Origin of the sequence: Micromonospora matsumotoense (assembly GCF_900091525.1) — a bacterium.
GTDB lineage: Bacteria > Actinomycetota > Actinomycetes > Mycobacteriales > Micromonosporaceae > Micromonospora > Micromonospora matsumotoensis.
Genome location: NZ_FMCU01000004.1, coordinates 47473 through 63129, shown reverse-complemented (window position 1 = coordinate 63129; position 15657 = coordinate 47473). Strand labels below are relative to the sequence as shown.

Genomic DNA, 15657 nt, shown 5'->3' with positions numbered 1-15657 from the left:
GACCCGTCCCCGTCCCTGTTCCCGTCCCGCCGCCGCCGGGTGGTCCCGGCGCAGCCTCCCCACACCTGCTCACGCCTCGGCAGGCGCCACACCTGCCCACGCCTCGGCAGGCGCCTCGCCACGCCCGTGGCGACCCGAACGGTAAGGAGATCGTGCCCGCATGACCAGGATCGCCATCGTTGGCATGGCGTGCCGATACCCGGACGCCACCTCGCCCCGAGAACTGTGGGAGAACGCCCTCGCCGGTCGCCGGGCCTTCCGCGCGCTGCCCGACGTCCGCATGCGGTTGGCGGACTACTGGGACGCCGAGCCGAGCACCCCGGACCGGTTCTACGCCCGCACCGCCGCCGTCATCGAGGGGTACGAGTTCGACCGGCTCGCCTACAAGATCGCCGGCAGCACGTACCGCTCCACCGACCTGACCCACTGGCTCGCCCTGGACATGGCCACCAAGGCGTTGGGCGACGCCGGCTTCCCGCTGGGGGAGGGGCTGCCCCGCGACCGCACCGGTGTGATCGTGGGCAACACCCTCACCGGTGAGTTCGCCCGCGCCAACGTCATGCGGCTGCGCTGGCCGTTCGTCCGCCGTACGGTCGCCACCGCGCTGCAACAGCAGGGCTGGGACGACGACCGGTTGGCGACCTTCCTCGACGGGCTGGAGGAGCAGTACAAGGCGCCCTTCCCGGCGATCGACGAGGACACCCTCGCCGGTGGCCTGTCCAACACCATCGCCGGCCGGATCTGCAACTACTTCGACCTCAACGGCGGCGGGTACACCGTCGACGGCGCCTGTTCCTCGTCGTTGCTGTCGGTCGCCACCGCCTGCCGGGCCCTGCTCGACGGTGACCTCGACGTCGCGGTGGCCGGTGGGGTGGACCTGTCGATCGACCCGTTCGAGATCGTCGGTTTCGCCAAGACCGGCGCGTTGGCCCGCGACGAGATGCGGGTCTACGACCGGCACTCCAACGGCTTCTGGCCGGGGGAGGGGTGCGGGATGGTGGTGCTGATGCGCGAGGCGGACGCGCTCGCCGCCGGCCACCGCAGCTACGCCACGATCGCCGGCTGGGGCATCTCCTCCGACGGCAAGGGCGGCATCACCCGTCCCGAGGTCAACGGCTACCAGCTCGCCCTGCGCCGGGCGTACGAGCGGGCCGGGTTCGGCATCGAGTCGGTGCCGTTGTTCGAGGGGCACGGCACCGGCACGGCGGTCGGGGACGCCACCGAGTTGACCGCCCTGTCGGAGGCCCGGCGACAGGCCGATCCGACCGCCCCGCCCGCCGTGATCACCTCGATCAAGGGCATGATCGGGCACACCAAGGCGGCGGCCGGCGTGGCCGGCCTGATCAAGGCGGCGCTGGCCGTGCACCACCAGGTGCTGCCGCCCGCGCTCGGCTGCGTCGACCCGCACGAACTGCTCACCCGCGACGACGCGACACTGCGGGTGCTGCGGACGGCCGAACCGTGGCCGGACGGTCAGCCGGTGCGCGCCGGCATCACCGCGATGGGGTTCGGCGGCATCAACACCCATGTCGTGCTGGAGCGGGCCGGGACGGCCCGCCGGGTCGCCTTCGACACCCGGACCGCCCGACTCGCCACCTCCGTGCAGGACGCGGAGCTGTTCCTGGTCGACGGGTCCTCGCGGGACGAACTGCGCGACCGGTTGCGGGAACTGCGCGACTACGTGCCGACCCTGGCCCAGGGGCAGCTCGCCGACGTGGCGGCCACCCTGCACGACCAGTTGGCCGACCGGCCGTACCGGGCGGCGGTGGTGGTCTCCTCACCCACCGACGCGCAGCAGCGGCTGCGGCGGCTCTGCGAGCTGCTCGACTCCGGCGAGACCCGGCTGGTCGACGGCGACGGCCGCAGCTTCCTCGGCCACGTCGGCGGTGCCGGCCGGCTCGGCTACCTCTTCCCCGGCCAGGGCGCCGGCCGCGGGACCAGCGGCGGGGCGCTGCGCCGCCGGCTGACCGAGGTGGACCAGGTGTTCCGCCGGGCCGACCTGCCGGTCACCGGGGACATGGTGGCCACCGCGTTGGCCCAGCCGCGCATCGTCACCGGGTCGCGGGCCGGACTGGCCGCCCTGGACCTGCTGGGGCTGGACGCGACCGTCGCGGTCGGGCACAGCCTCGGTGAGCTGTCCGCCCTGCACTGGGCCGGCGCGATGGACGACGAGACCCTGCTGCGGGTGACCCGCGCCCGCGGCCGGACGATGACCGAGCACAGCTCCTCCGGGGTGATGGCGAGCGTCAACGCCGGACCGGAGCGGGTGTCCGCGTTGGTGGCCGGCGTACCCGTGGTGATCGCCGGTTACAACGGGCCGGAGCAGACCGTGGTGGCCGGCACCGAGGAGGCGGTCCAGGCCGCCCTCGGCCTGGCCTCCGACGCCGGGATCGGCGCGTCCCTGCTGCGGGTCTCGCACGCCTTCCACTCGCCGCTGGTGGCGCCGGCGGCGGACGCGTTCGCCGGGCACCTGACCCGGGAGTCCTTCGGCCCGGTCCGCCGGCGGGTGGTCTCCACCGTGACCGGTGAGACCCTGCCGGCCGAGACCGACCTGCGGGCGCTGCTGCGCCGCCAGATCACCGACCCGGTGCTGTTCGCGCAGGCGGTGGCGCTGGCCGCCAAGGACATCGACCTCTTCGTGGAGGTCGGCCCGGGTCGCATCCTCAGTGGCCTGGCGGGGGGGATCACCGACGTGCCGGCGGTGGCCCTGGACACCGACGACGAGTCGCTGCGCGGGCTGCTCCGGGTGGCCGCCGCGGCGTTCGTGGTGGGTGCCGCCCACGACTATCCGGCGCTCTTCGACGACCGGCTCCGCCGGCCGCTGGTAATCGGGGCCGAGCAGCACTTCTTTGCCAGCCCCTGTGAGCAGGCGCCGCTGGTGGACCTGCCGGTGGCGGCCCGCGCGGACCGGCCCGCCCCGGCGGACGCCGACGGGCCGGTCGACGGCGAGTCCACGGTGCAGATGCTGCGCCGGCTGGCCGCCGAGCGCGCCGAGCTGCCGTTGGCCATGGTGCACGGCGAGAGCCGGCTCCTCGACGACCTGCACCTCAGCTCGATCACCGTCGGGCAGATCATCAACGAGGCGTCCCGGTTGGTGAACGTGCCGCCGGCCCAGGCCCCGACCAACTTCGCCACCGCCACCGTCGAGGAGTTGGCAGTGGCGCTGGACGAACTCTCCGCCACCGGCCAGTCCGGTGACCACGACCGGTCGCCGGCCGTCACCGGCGCGGCGACCTGGACCCGGGCCTTCACCGTCGACCGGGAGCCGGCCGCAGCGCCGGTGCCGGTGGGCGGCGGCGCACCCGGCCGGTGGCAGGTCTTCGCCACCGAGGGGCACCCGTTGGCCGCGCCGCTGCGGCACGCCCTGGAGCGGGCCGGCGTCGACTCCGGTGTGCTGGTGTGCCTGCCGCCGGAGTGCGCCGAGGAAGACCTCGAACTGGCCCTGGCCGGGGCGAAGCAGGCCCTGGCCGGGCCGGCCGGCACCCGGTTCGTGCTGGTGCAGGGGGGCCGGGGCGCGACCGGGCTGGCCAAGACGTTGCGCCTGGAGGCGCCGCAGCTGCGGGTGACGGTGGTGGACACCCCGGCGGTGCCCGAGGCCGTCGACCGGGTGGTCGCCGAGGTCGGTGCCACCACCGGCTACCAGGAGAGCCACTACGACGACGCCGGTACGCGACGGCTGCCCGTGCTGCGGGCGTTGCCGGTGCGGGCGTCCCGGACCCGGCCCGCCCTCGACGACACCGACGTGCTGCTGGTCACCGGTGGCGGCAAGGGCATCACCGCCGAGTGCGCCCTGGCGGTGGCGGAGCAGACCGGGGCCCGACTCGGGCTGGTCGGCCGCTCCGACCCGGCCGAGGACACCGAGCTGGCGGAGAACCTGCGGCGGATGGCCGCCCGGGGGGTGACCCTGCACTACACCCGGGCCGACGTCACCGACGCCGGGCAGGTCGCCGACGCGGTGGCGGAGGTGCGGGCGGCGCTGGGCCCGGTGACCGCGGTGCTGCACGGCGCGGGGCGCAACGAGCCGGCCGCGTTGACCGCGCTGGACGCGGCGGCGGTCCGGCGGACCTTCGCCCCCAAGCTGGACGGTCTGCGGGCGGTGCTCGCCGCGGTCGACCCCGGGCAACTGCGCCTGCTGGTCACCTTCGGCAGCATCATCGGCCGGGCCGGCCTGCGTGGCGAGGCGCACTACGCCACCGCGAACGACTGGCTGGCCGGGCTGACCGAGGAGACCGGCCGGCGGTTCCCCCGCTGCCGGGCGCTCTGTCTGGAGTGGTCGGTCTGGTCCGGGGTGGGGATGGGTGAACGGCTGTCGGTGGTGGAGTCGCTCAGCCGGGAAGGGGTCGTCCCGATCAGCCCCGACCAGGGCGTCGAGGTGCTGCTGCGGCTGCTCGCCGACCCGGACGTGCCGCCCGTGGTGGTGGTCAGCGGCCGGGCCGAGGGGATGGACACCCTGCGGTACGACCGCCCGCCGCTGCCGCTGCTGCGGTTCGTGGACAAACCGCTGGCGTACTACCCGGGTGTCGAACTGGTCAGCGAGGTCGAGCTGACCGCCGGCACCGACCGCTACCTCGCCGACCACCTGCTCGACGGCAACCTGCTCTTTCCGGCGGTCTTCGGGATGGAGGCGATGACGCAGGTGGCGGTCGCCGTCACCGGCCGGTCCACGGTGCCGGTCGTCGAGCAGGTGGAGTTCCCCCGACCGATCGTGGTGCCGCCCGACGGCAGCACGGTCATCCGGGTGGCGGCCACCGTCACCGACGACGCCGTCGTCCAGGTGGCGATCCGCAGCGCGGAGACCGGGTACGCCACCGACCACTTCCGGGCCCGGCTGCGGTTCACCGACACCGCCGTCCCCGACGGCCCGCCCGGACGCACCGACCCGGGTCTGCCGCCGGTGCCGCTGGCACCCGAGCGGGACCTCTACGGCGAGTGGCTGTTCCAGGGCGGCCGGTTCCAGCGGCTGCGCCGGTTCCACCGGGCCGCCGCCCGGGACGTGGACGCCGAGGTGGCGGTGGGCGGCGGTGACGCCTGGTTCGCCGGCTTCCTCCCCGGTGACCTGCTGCTCGGCGACCCCGGCACCCGGGACGCCTTCATGCACGGCAACCAGGTCTGCGTACCGGACGCCACCCTGCTGCCGGTCGGCGTGGAGCGGATCTGGCCGGCCGGAGCGCGGATGTCCGGCACCGGCACGGTGCGCTGCTGCGCCACCGAACGCAGCCGCGACGGCGACACCTACGTCTACGACATCGCGGTGCGCGACGAGTCCGGGGTGGTCGTCGAACGCTGGGAGGGCCTGCGGTTGCAGGCGGTCCGGCACCGGGGCGGCCGGGGACCGTGGTTGCCGGTGCTGCTCGGCTCGCACCTGGAACGGGGGCTGGGCGACGTGCTCGACGCCCGGGTCGCGGTCGCGGTGGAACCCGACGGCGCGGGGGACGTCCCCCGCCGGGACCGCACCGCGGTCGCCGTCGGCCGGGCCCTCGGCGCCCGGCACGAGGTGCGCTACCGCCCGGACGGCCGACCGGAGGTCGACGGCGACCGCCGGGTCTCGGCGGCGCACGGTGCCGGGATCACCCTCGCGGTCGCGGCGACCGGGACGGTCGGCTGCGACGTCGAGCCGGTGGCCGAGCGCTCCCCGACGGACTGGGCGGGCCTGCTGGGCGTCCACGCCGGTCTCGCCGCGCTGATCGCCGGGGACCGCGACGAAAGCACGCACACCGCGTCGACCCGGGTGTGGGGCGCGGTCGAGTGCCTGCGCAAGGTCGGCCTGCCGGCGGACTCTCCGCTGACCCTGACGCCCGGCGGCCCCGACGGCTGGGTGGCCCTGGCCTCGGGTCCGCTGCGTGTCGCCACGTTCGCCACGAGCCTGGTGGACATCCCGGAACCGGTGGTGTTCGCCGTGCTCACCGACGGGTGGAGTTGAGCATGGACAAGTACTTCGAGTATCCGCACACGGTCGGTTTCGAGGAGACCAACATCGTCGGCAACGTCTACTACGTGAACTACCTGCGCTGGCAGGGACGGTGCCGGGAGATGTTCCTCAAGCAGCACGCCCCGGACGTGCTGGCCGACCTCCAGGACGACCTGAAGCTGTTCACCCTGAAGGTCGACTGCGAGTTCTTCGCCGAGATCACCGCCTTCGACGAGCTGTCGATCCGGATGCGGCTGGTCGACCTGGTGCAGACCCAGTTGGAGTTCAGCTTCGACTACGTGCGCCTCGACCCGGGCGGCGGCGAGACCCTGGTCGCCCGGGGGCGGCAGCGGGTGGCCTGCATGCGCGGGCCCAACAACCGGACCGCGCCGACCCGGGTGCCGGAGGCGCTGACCCGGGCGCTGGCGCCCTACACGGCCACCGTCCGGGCCCAGTGACGGCGAGGAGACCACGATGGACATCTCTGCGGGCGTCGACGACGCGGTGGTCGACCCGGCCGCGCTGCGGCGGGCCTTCGCCGCCTTCGCCACCGGCGTCACGGTGGTCACCGTCGGGGGACGTACCCCGCACGGGATGACCGCGAACGCCTTCACGTCGGTGTCGCTGGACCCGCCGCTGCTGCTGGTCTGCGTGGACCGGGAGGCGGTCATGCACCGCCACCTGGTGGCCGCCGGCAGCTTCGCGGTGTCGGTGCTCGCCGCCGACCAGGAGCACGTGGCGCGGCACTTCGCCGACCGCCGCCGGCCGCTCGGCGCCGCCCAGTTCGACGTCGTCGACTGGCGGCCCGGCCGGCTCACCGGAGCGCCGCTGATCACCGGCGCGCTGGCCTCCTTCGAGTGCGCGCTGTGGCGCGACTACGAGGGCGGCGACCACACCATCTTCGTCGGCCGGTTGTTGTCGGCCGAGAAACTCCACGAGGAGGACGCGGTGCTTTTCCTGCACGGGCGGTTCCGGCAGATCACCCCCATGCCGAGCGGGGTGGTCCGATGACCACGGTCGCGCCCCGGGTCGTCCCCCGGGGCCCGACCGGGGTGGCGATGCTCGGCACGCTGTGGAAGCTGGGCCGCGACCGGCTCGGCCTGATGCGCTCCGCCGCCGAGACCTACGGCGACGCGGTACGGCTGGGCCCGGGGCGGGGGCTGCACTTTTTCAACCACCCCGACCACGCCAAGCACGTGCTGGCGGACAACAGCCAGAACTACCACAAGGGGATCGGGCTGATGCACGCCCGGCGGGCCCTCGGCGACGGGCTGCTGACCAGCGAGGGTGGGCTGTGGCGGGAACAGCGTCGGGTGATCCAGCCGGTGTTCCAGGCCCGCCGCATCGCCCAGCAGGCCGGGATCGTCGCCGAGGAGGCCGGCCGCCTGGTCGACCGCCTCGAGACGCACGCCGGTGGTGAGCCGGTCGACATGATGCGGGAGATGACCGGGCTCACCCTCGGGGTGCTGGGCCGTACCCTGCTCGACGCCGACCTGAGTGGCTTCCGGTCGCTCGGGTCGGCCTTCGAGGCGATGCAGGACCAGGCGATGTTCGAGATGGCGTCGATGAACCTGGTGCCGATGTGGGTGCCGCTGCCGCAGCAGATGCGGTTCCGGCGGGCCCGCCGCGAGCTGGAGGAGATCGTCGACGAGCTGGCCGCGCGGCGGCGTTCCCGGCCCGGCCACGAGGACCACGACGACGCGCTGTCCCGGCTGCTCGAGTCGACCCGCCGGGAAGCTGACCCCGCGGTCGGTCGGCGGCGGCTGCACGACGAACTGACCACCCTGCTGCTGGCCGGACACGAGACCACCGCCAGCACCCTCGGCTGGACCTTCCACCTGCTCGACCGGCACCCGCAGGTGTGGGAGCGGGTGCGGGCCGAGGCGGTGGCGGTGCTCGGCGACCGGCCGCCGACCTACGAGGACCTGCCCCGGTTGACCTACATCGGGATGGTGCTCAGCGAGGCGATGCGCCTCTACCCGCCGGTGTGGATGCTGTCCCGGCGGGCGCAGGAGGCCGACGAGGTGGGCGGCTACCGGGTGCCGGCCGGCACCGACGTGCTGATCTGCCCGTACACCCTGCACCGGCACCGGGCCTACTGGGACGACCCGGACCGGTTCGACCCGGAGCGGTTCTCGCCGTCGGCGTCGGCCGACCGGCCCCGCTACGCGTACGTGCCGTTCGGCGCCGGGCCGCGGTTCTGCGTCGGCAACCACCTCGGGCTGATGGAGGCGGTCTTCGTGGTGGCCATGGTGAGCCGCCGACTGCGGCTGCACACCCCCGACGGGCACCGGGTGGTGCCGGAACCCATGCTGTCGCTGCGGATCCGGGGCGGCCTGCCGATGACGGTGCGGGCCCTGACGTGACCGGCGGACCACGGCCAGGAAGTGTGGTTCAGCAACATCGAATAACCGGCACGCAGGCCACACTGGTTACTATTGCGCTGAGCAACTCTCAGGTTGCTCATCGTGCTGGGGGAGGTGCGATGAGTCCCGGATGCGCGGCGACCACCCCGGCCGGTACGGCCCGAGGTGCCCGCCCTGTCCCAGGAGCCGCCGTCGCACCGACGGGCGGCTCCACCGCCGTCATCGCGAGCGCGCCGACGGCCTTCACCCGCCGTGCTGCCCGGCGCCCGCTGTCCGCGGCGGCGTCACCGCCGATACGTTCGGACCGGCCGCTGCCGGGCGGCGGAGCCCCGCCGCGGGCGGCGTCCGGCGGTGGCCACCGGGACCCTGGGGGGACGGATGCGCATCTCAGATCTGGCCAGGATCAGTGGTGTTCCACTTCCGACGATCAAGTTCTACATCCGGGAGCGACTGCTCCCACCGGGCCGACCCACCGCGCGTAACCAGGCGGAGTACGGCGAGGAGCACCTCGCCCGGCTCCAGCTGATCCGGGTGCTGGCCGGCATCGGGCGGCTGAGCCTGTCCTCGGTCCGCCGGGTGCTGGCCGCCCTCGACGACAAGGGGCTCTCCCTGGGCGCCCAGTGCCGGGCCACCATCTGGGCACTCTTCCCGGATCAGCCCGAGGAGGACGCCCCGGACGTCGGGCCGGCCCGCGTCCAGGTCGACGACTTCATCGACCGGCTCGGCTGGGCGGTCGACGCCGCCTCACCGGGCCGGGACACCCTCGCCCACGTGCTGACCGCGTTGCAGCGGCTCGACGCCGACTGCGACATCGACGTGTTCAGCGAGCACGCCGAGAGCGCGGCACGGATCGTGACGCACGAGTTCCGGCACGAGTCGGCGCACTCCGCCACCGCCATGGCGGTCTGGAACGTGCTGTCCGAGGTGGCCTTCGAGGCGATGCGCCGGATGGCGCAGGAGAGCCACCTGGCCGGCTGCTGCGCCGCCTCCGCCGAACGGCCGGCGGGAGCCTGAGCCGATCGGCCACAGTAGATTGTTGGCACGTTCGAAGACGACACCGGGCCCCGCGGGTCGCAGCCTGAAGAGGCGGCGTGCTGCCGTCCCCCGGCCCGCTGCGGTGCCGGTGTCCGTCGACCAGGTGGAGACCACCCGACATGTCGAATCAAGCCGTACCCCGCCACTCCCGATCGGGCCCGCTCGGCCTGCTCAACGGTCCCTACCACCGGACGGCGTTGAACCTGTACATGGTCGTGGTGCTGGCCCACTGGGCCGAGCACCTCGTCCAGGCGTTCCAGATCTGGGTGCTGGGCTGGCCGGTGCCGCAGTCCCGGGGCGTCCTCGGGCTGGCCGTGCCCTGGCTGGTCACCTCGGAGTGGCTGCACTACGGGTACGCCATCGTGATGCTCATCGGGCTGGCCCTGCTGCGGCCCGGTTTCGTCGGCCGTGCGCGTACCTGGTGGACGGTGGCGCTGGCCATCCAGTTCTGGCACCACATCGAGCACCTGTTGCTGCTGCTCCAAGCGCAGACGGGGCACTTCCTGTTCGACCGTCCCGTGCCGACGAGCGTGCTGCAACTGGTCTTCGCCCGGGTGGAACTGCACCTGTTCTACAACACGATCGTCTTCCTGCCGATGGTGGTGGCGATGTACCTGCACCTGCGACCCACCCCCGCCGAGCAGGCGATGATGGCCTGCACCTGCGCCCCCCGTTCGGTCAGGGCGCTCACGCCGGCATGACCGCCGCCGGACAGGACGGCCGCCGCCGTGGCTTCGGGCCGCGGACGGCGGCCGTCGCCGTGGTGCTGGTGACCGTGGTGACCGCGCTGTGGCTGCGTTCGCCGAGCCCGCCCGGGCCGGCCGCGACGGTTGCCGCCGCCGTCGTGCCCGCGGACGGCAGCCGGCTGGACACCGGGCCGACCGAGGTACGACTGCGGCTGGCGGGGACGCCGGACACCGACGAGGCGCACGTGTCGTTGACGCCGGCGGACGGCCCGCAGGTGCCCACCGGCGCCTCCCGACGCGACGGCACCGACCTGGTGGTGTCGGTGCCCGCCCTGCCGCAGGGCAGCTACACGGTCGCCTACCACGTGTGGCTCACCGACGGGCGGCAGAGCACCGGGCGCAGCGTGTTCGCCGTGGGCGCCGCACCGCTGCTGCCGCCGGCAGCTGTCGTGCCCGAGACCGGGCACCAGCATGTCGGCACCGATCCCCTGGACGGTCTGCTGCTGGTGCTGGATCTGGCGTTGCTGATCGCGCTGTCCGTGATCCTGCTGCGCCGGCCCCGGGTGGCCACCGATCCGGAGGATCCGCCGGGCCGCTGATCCGCCGGGCCGCTGATCCGCCGGGCCGCTGATCCGCCGGGCCGCCGGGCCGGCGTCCGGGTCCGGCGCGACCGCCTGGTGGCCCCGGCGGTCGGGCCGCGCCCCGTACAGGCTCCTCGACCCGGCGGCCCCGGGCCCGGGTGGCCGGCCCGTGGTCACCTCGACCGCCCGTGGTCCGGCCCGCCGCGACCGGGGGCCGGCCCGCCGACCGATCTGCCGGGCCGGGTCCGGGTCGACCGTGAGCCGTCCGGCCCGGACGCGGCCCGACGCGGTCCGGTTTGTCCGGCCGACACGGCGATGCGGCGCATCCCACCTTCCGTGGGATGCGCCGCTGGCTCCGGTCGGTTCGCGGTCCGACCCGCCGTCAGGCCGCTTCGACCCGGTAGCCGACCTGGTCCAGTGCCATCCGGCGGATGTCGAGCAGCGCGAGCAGCACCGGCGGGTCGATGGACCGGGCCGGCTTGAGGCTCATCTCGATCGGGGGGACGGCCTGGTCGCGCCGGACGATGATCGGCCCGTGCGAGCCGACGAAGATGTCCTCGGGGTCCAGGTCGTGGGCGTCCGTCGGGGAGCCGTCGGTGCGCACCGACTGGACGAGCAGGTACCAGTGCCCCTCGGGGACCGTCTCCAGCTCGAACGCGCCAGCGCCGTTGAGCACCGCACAGCGGACGGGACGACCCTCGGGCAGCGGGTCGGGGAAGAGCCCGACGAAGACGAAACCGAGGTCTTCCTGGTCCGGCCCGGTGACGGTCCCCTGCACCGTCGAGGTGCGTCCGGCCGAGCTGCCCCTGGTCTCGTCCACCGGAATGCGTGAGCTGAAGCCGCGGTAGCGCCGGTAGGCGGTGGGGGACATGCCGACGCTGCGGGTGAACCGCGAACTGAAGGTGCCGACGCTGTTGTAGCCGACCCGGAGACTGATGTCGGCGACGTTCAGAGTGGTGGAGACGAGCAGGTGCTTCGCCTCCTGGAGACGGATGGCGGAGAGGAAGCGTCCGGGCGAGACGCCGGTGACCCGGCGGAAGATCCTTGAGAAGTGGAACTTGCTGAACATTGCGGCGCGGGCCATGTCGTCGATGGTCAGCGGCTCGGCGATGTTGTCCCGCATCGTGACGATGGCCCGCTCCACCGCCCGTTCAATGACGTCTTCCACGGTCTCCCCCAGGTGTTCGATTCGTCGGTCGGTGGCATCCCCGGGCACAGCTGTGGCGACTGCGTGCGTACGGTGTCTATGCCGGCTGATTGACGGAGCCTTAAGCCTCGATCAATGCATAAACGCGGATGCGGCCGTCGAAATTGCCTTTGGCCGTTGGGGCCGTGTTGATGCTAGCGCGACCAAAGATAGGCGGCAATGAGCGCCGATGCCGGCGGGATGGATAGCTGTGCTATCGATTCCGGTCGTATTTGCCAGCGAAGATCCTCGCTATCCGTCCGACCGTCCCCGATGTCGTCCGCGCAGCGTACGGCCATTGTTGCGGAAGGCGGACCTGGTGGGTCGGGGGGTGGTGCGAGTGGATTCGTCCGATCTGGTGGGTGGGTCGGGGATGCCTCCTGCTGGTGGGCATGAAGCCGGCAATAGCCTTACTCTGGGAGATATCCCTGCGCCCTTCTCGCGCTCGGGCTGATGTTCAGGAGAGCAAAGTCAGAGAACTCTGACGCATCGCGACCGGCGACGGACTCGCTGTGATGGCGCGTTCGGTCCTCGATCGTCCGGCCCGCTCCGGCGGGAGAGCACGCTCTGAGAAGATTCTATTGGCCTTCTGGCTGACGATGTTCGTGGCCCCTGAAAGGGCGAGAGTCATCTGATGGACGGCTAATCGGTTGGTTATTCACCCCGCCGCGGAGGGTGGTAATCACCAGTATCTCCGCCCCGGTCGATGGCACTTCCAAGCGATCCGTCAACGGGCGAACGACGCGCCCACGAAAACGTAGGGGGACTGTTGCCGTCTCAATCTGCCGGCTTCCTTCGCCGCGCAACTCCCGCAGCATTTGTGCTCGTTCTGCTGAGCATTCTCTTCGTCGTGGCACAGCGCCCGGAGGCGTCCGCGGCCGAGCGGTCGGAGCTGGCCGCACGGTTCCAGTTCGCCGAACGGCCCATCGCGTTGCCACCCCTACCCGCCGCCCGTGCGGTCCGCGAGGTCAATCCGGAGTACGAGCACATCAAGTCCTGGGTCTCCTCGGTCGGGGCGGCGATCGCCCTCAACGACCTGGACGGCAACGGGGTGGCCGACGACCTCTGCCTGGTCGACACCCGCAGTGACAGCGCCGTGGTGACCCCGGCACCCGACAGCGGGGCCCGCTACCAGCCCTTCGTCCTCGATCCCCGGCCACTGCCCACCGACACCACCATGGCCCCGATGGGCTGCGTGCCCGGCGACTACAACCTCGACGGCCGCACCGACCTGCTGGTCTACTACTGGGGTCGGACGCCGGTGCTGTTCCTGCACCGGGCCAGCGCCACCGACCTGCGGCTGGGCAGCTACGCCCCGACCGAGCTGATTCCCACCCAGCCCGGTCCGGGCAACCGCTACCAGGGCGCGCTGTGGAACACCAACGCGGTGGCGGTCGCCGACTTCGACGGCGACGGTCGTCCGGACATCGGCGTGTTCAACTACTTCCCCGAGACCCAGGTGCTCGACCCGGACGGGCAGCCGAACGTCCAGATGAACGCGTCCATGTCGCACGCCCGCAACTCCGGCGGGGCGCACGTGCTGCGGTGGGACGCGGCCACCGGCGGCGACCAGCCCTCGATCCGGTACGTCGAGCAGAAGGCGGTGCCCGGTCCGGTCTCCACCGGCTGGACCCTCGGTGCGGCCTCCGCCGACATCGACGGTGACCTGCTGCCCGAGCTGTACCTGGCCAACGACTTCGGCCACGACCACCTGCTGCACAACGTCTCGACCCCGGGCCGGATCAGGTTCGCCCAGACGCAGGGCCGCAGGGGCGCGTTCACCCCGAAGTCCATGGTGCTCGGTCAGGACTCCTTCAAGGGCATGTCGATCGACTTCGGCGACCTCGACAGCCGGGGCAGGTTCGACATGTTCGTCAGCAACATCACCAGCTCCTGGGGTCTGGAGGAGAGCAACTTCGTCTGGATGAACAACGCCGGCAGCCCTCAGGACGCGCGCGCCAAGCTGACCCGTGGGGTGGCGCCGTACGACAACAAGGCGTCCTCGTTGAACATGGCCTGGACCGGCTGGGGCTGGGACGCCAAGATGGCCGACTTCGACAACAACGGCTCGCTGGAGGTGGTCCAGGCCGACGGGTTCATCAAGGGCACCACCAGCCGGTGGGCCTGGCTCCAGGAGCTGGCGATGTCCAACGACCTGATGCTGCGCAACCCGGCGATGTGGCCGAAGGCGGAGCCGGGCGACGACATCGCCGGCAACGACAAGCTGGCGTTCTGGGTGCGGCAGGGCAAGACGTTCGTCAACCTCAACGCCGAGTTGGGCCTCGACGTGCCGATCCCGACCCGGGGCGTCGCGGTGGCCGACACCAACGCCGACGGCGTGCAGGACTTCGCCGTCGCCCGCCAGTGGGGGCCGCCGGCCTTCTACCGCAACACCGCCGCGTCCCCCGGCGGCTTCCTCGGGTTGCGCCTGCACCGGCCGACGGTGGACGGCGCGGCCGACGCCCGGACGCCGGCCTACGGTGCCCAGGTCAAGATCCGTACCGCCGACGGGCTGACTCAGGTCGCCCAGCTCGACGGCGGCGGCGGTCACTCGGGCAAGCGCAGCTTCGACGTCTTCTTCGGGCTCGGCTCCGCCGGGGACCGTCCGGTGTCGGCCGAGGTGTGCTGGCGTGACCTGACCGGCGCGGCCCACCGACAGACCCTCTCGCTCACCGCCGGTTGGCACGACCTGATGCTGACCACCGACGCCCAGGAGGTCACCCGATGACTGACGTCAGACAGGAAGACGCGACCGACGCCGCGGTGCGGACGGCCCCGGGTGGGGCCCGGCCCGTCGACGCGGCGGCCCCGCCCACGGCGCGACCGGCGGTCCCCCGGGTGGACGCGAAGGACCCGCGCTACCTGGCGCTGCGCAACTTCGCGATGTCGATGTCGATCTTCAACATCATCGGCTACACCCTGCTCGGCTTCGAGCAGCCGTGGACCTGGCCGCTGTTCGCCCTGCTGGTCGGCTACACCGCCGAGATCGGGATCGAGATGGTGGCGGCGTGGGCCGGCAAGCGGCGGCCCGCCTTCGCCGGCAACGGGGCCTGGGGGATGTACACCTTCCTGCTGCCCACCCACATCACCGCGCTGGCGGCGAACATGCTGCTCTATGCCAACGACCGGTTCTGGCCGGTGGCATTCGCCGTCGTCGTCGCGATCGGGGCCAAGACCGCCCTGCGGGCGCCGGTCAACGGCCGGATGCGGCACTTCATGAACCCCTCGAACTTCGGGATCACGGTGACGCTGTTGGCCTTCTCCTGGGTCAACATCGCGCCGCCCTACCAGTTCACCGAGAACGTGCCGGACGCGATCAGCATCATGGTCCCGCTGGTCATCATCACCGCCGGCACGGTGCTCAACGCCATGCTCACCCGCAAGGTGCTGCTGATCGTCGGCTGGCTCGGCGGCTTCGTCATCCAGGCGGTGGTCCGGGCGCTGGTGCTGGACGTGGCGATCTGGGCCGCGTTGGTGCCGATGACCGGGGTGGCCTTCGTCCTGTTCACCAACTACATGATCACCGACCCGGGCACGACGCCGTCCCGGGGCCGCAACCAGTTCATGTTCGGGTCCGCCGTGGCGACGGTCTACGGGGTGCTGGTCGCGTTCAACGTGGTCTACACCCTCTTCTTCGCCGTCACCATCGTCTGCGCCGTCCGCGGCCTGATGTGGTGGGGCATCTGGTGGCGCGACCGTGGTCGCGAGCGCGCTCGGGGGTCGGTGCCGGTCAGTCCGGCGGCACCGGCGCTGGCTCGCTGATCCGGTCCGCGACCACGTGGGGCCGTCCCGCCGGGACGGCCCCACGTCCGTGCCCGGGACGGCCCCGACGCGACCGTGCGGCGACCGTGCGGTCGCTGACGGGCGGCACGGACGGGCGGCGGACGGGCGGCGC

The 15657-nt window shown here is 72.6% G+C and carries 10 protein-coding genes; 9 read left to right on the top strand and 1 reads right to left on the bottom strand.

Annotated elements, in window-relative coordinates:
• The first annotated feature begins 160 nt into the window (after positions 1-160).
• The 7 genes from GA0070216_RS10215 (at position 161) to GA0070216_RS10185 (ending at position 10594) form a co-directional block, all read left to right on the top strand.
• Complete coding sequence (locus GA0070216_RS10215; RefSeq protein WP_091242953.1) at positions 161-5920, top strand: type I polyketide synthase; 5760 nt, start codon at positions 161-163, stop codon at positions 5918-5920.
• A 2-nt stretch (positions 5921-5922) separates the two neighbouring features.
• A complete protein-coding gene (locus GA0070216_RS10210; RefSeq protein WP_091242950.1) occupies positions 5923-6366 on the top strand; it encodes an acyl-CoA thioesterase in 444 nt (147 codons plus the stop codon).
• 16 nt (positions 6367-6382) lie between these two features.
• Complete coding sequence (locus tag GA0070216_RS10205; RefSeq protein WP_091242946.1) at positions 6383-6919, top strand: flavin reductase family protein; 537 nt, start codon at positions 6383-6385, stop codon at positions 6917-6919.
• On the top strand, positions 6916-8274 hold the full coding sequence (locus tag GA0070216_RS10200) for a cytochrome P450 (RefSeq protein WP_091242943.1): 1359 nt from the start codon (positions 6916-6918) through the stop codon (positions 8272-8274). The genes GA0070216_RS10205 and GA0070216_RS10200 overlap by 4 nt, the downstream gene beginning before the upstream one ends.
• A 378-nt stretch (positions 8275-8652) precedes the next feature.
• Entirely contained in the window at positions 8653-9288 is a 636-nt protein-coding gene (locus GA0070216_RS10195) for a MerR family transcriptional regulator (RefSeq protein ID WP_141723034.1), read from the top strand.
• Positions 9289-9428: 140 nt separating this feature from the next.
• Positions 9429-10010, top strand: a complete 582-nt coding sequence (locus GA0070216_RS10190; protein WP_091242936.1) for a hypothetical protein — start codon at positions 9429-9431, stop codon at positions 10008-10010.
• Positions 10007-10594, top strand: coding sequence for a copper resistance CopC family protein (locus GA0070216_RS10185; protein ID WP_091242933.1), 588 nt, complete (start codon positions 10007-10009; stop codon positions 10592-10594). The genes GA0070216_RS10190 and GA0070216_RS10185 overlap by 4 nt, the downstream gene beginning before the upstream one ends.
• A 364-nt stretch (positions 10595-10958) precedes the next feature.
• Here the strand turns inward: GA0070216_RS10185 and GA0070216_RS10180 are convergent, their stop codons facing one another.
• Positions 10959-11744 (bottom strand): helix-turn-helix domain-containing protein, encoded by a 786-nt coding sequence (locus GA0070216_RS10180; RefSeq protein WP_091243884.1) that lies wholly within the window; start codon positions 11742-11744, stop codon positions 10959-10961.
• An 838-nt stretch (positions 11745-12582) separates the two neighbouring features.
• On the opposite strand from GA0070216_RS10180, the gene GA0070216_RS10175 reads away from it, so the two are divergent.
• Together GA0070216_RS10175 and GA0070216_RS10170 are read left to right on the top strand one after the other, a co-directional pair.
• Positions 12583-14490: a CRTAC1 family protein gene (locus tag GA0070216_RS10175; RefSeq protein ID WP_245722411.1), complete on the top strand. Its 1908-nt coding sequence runs from the start codon at positions 12583-12585 to the stop codon at positions 14488-14490.
• Positions 14487-15524 carry an enediyne biosynthesis protein gene (locus GA0070216_RS10170; RefSeq protein ID WP_425413145.1) on the top strand — a complete coding sequence of 346 codons (1038 nt, stop codon included), beginning with the start codon at positions 14487-14489 and terminating at the stop codon, positions 15522-15524. Before GA0070216_RS10175 ends, GA0070216_RS10170 begins: the two co-directional genes overlap by 4 nt.
• Positions 15525-15657: the final 133 nt, after the last annotated feature.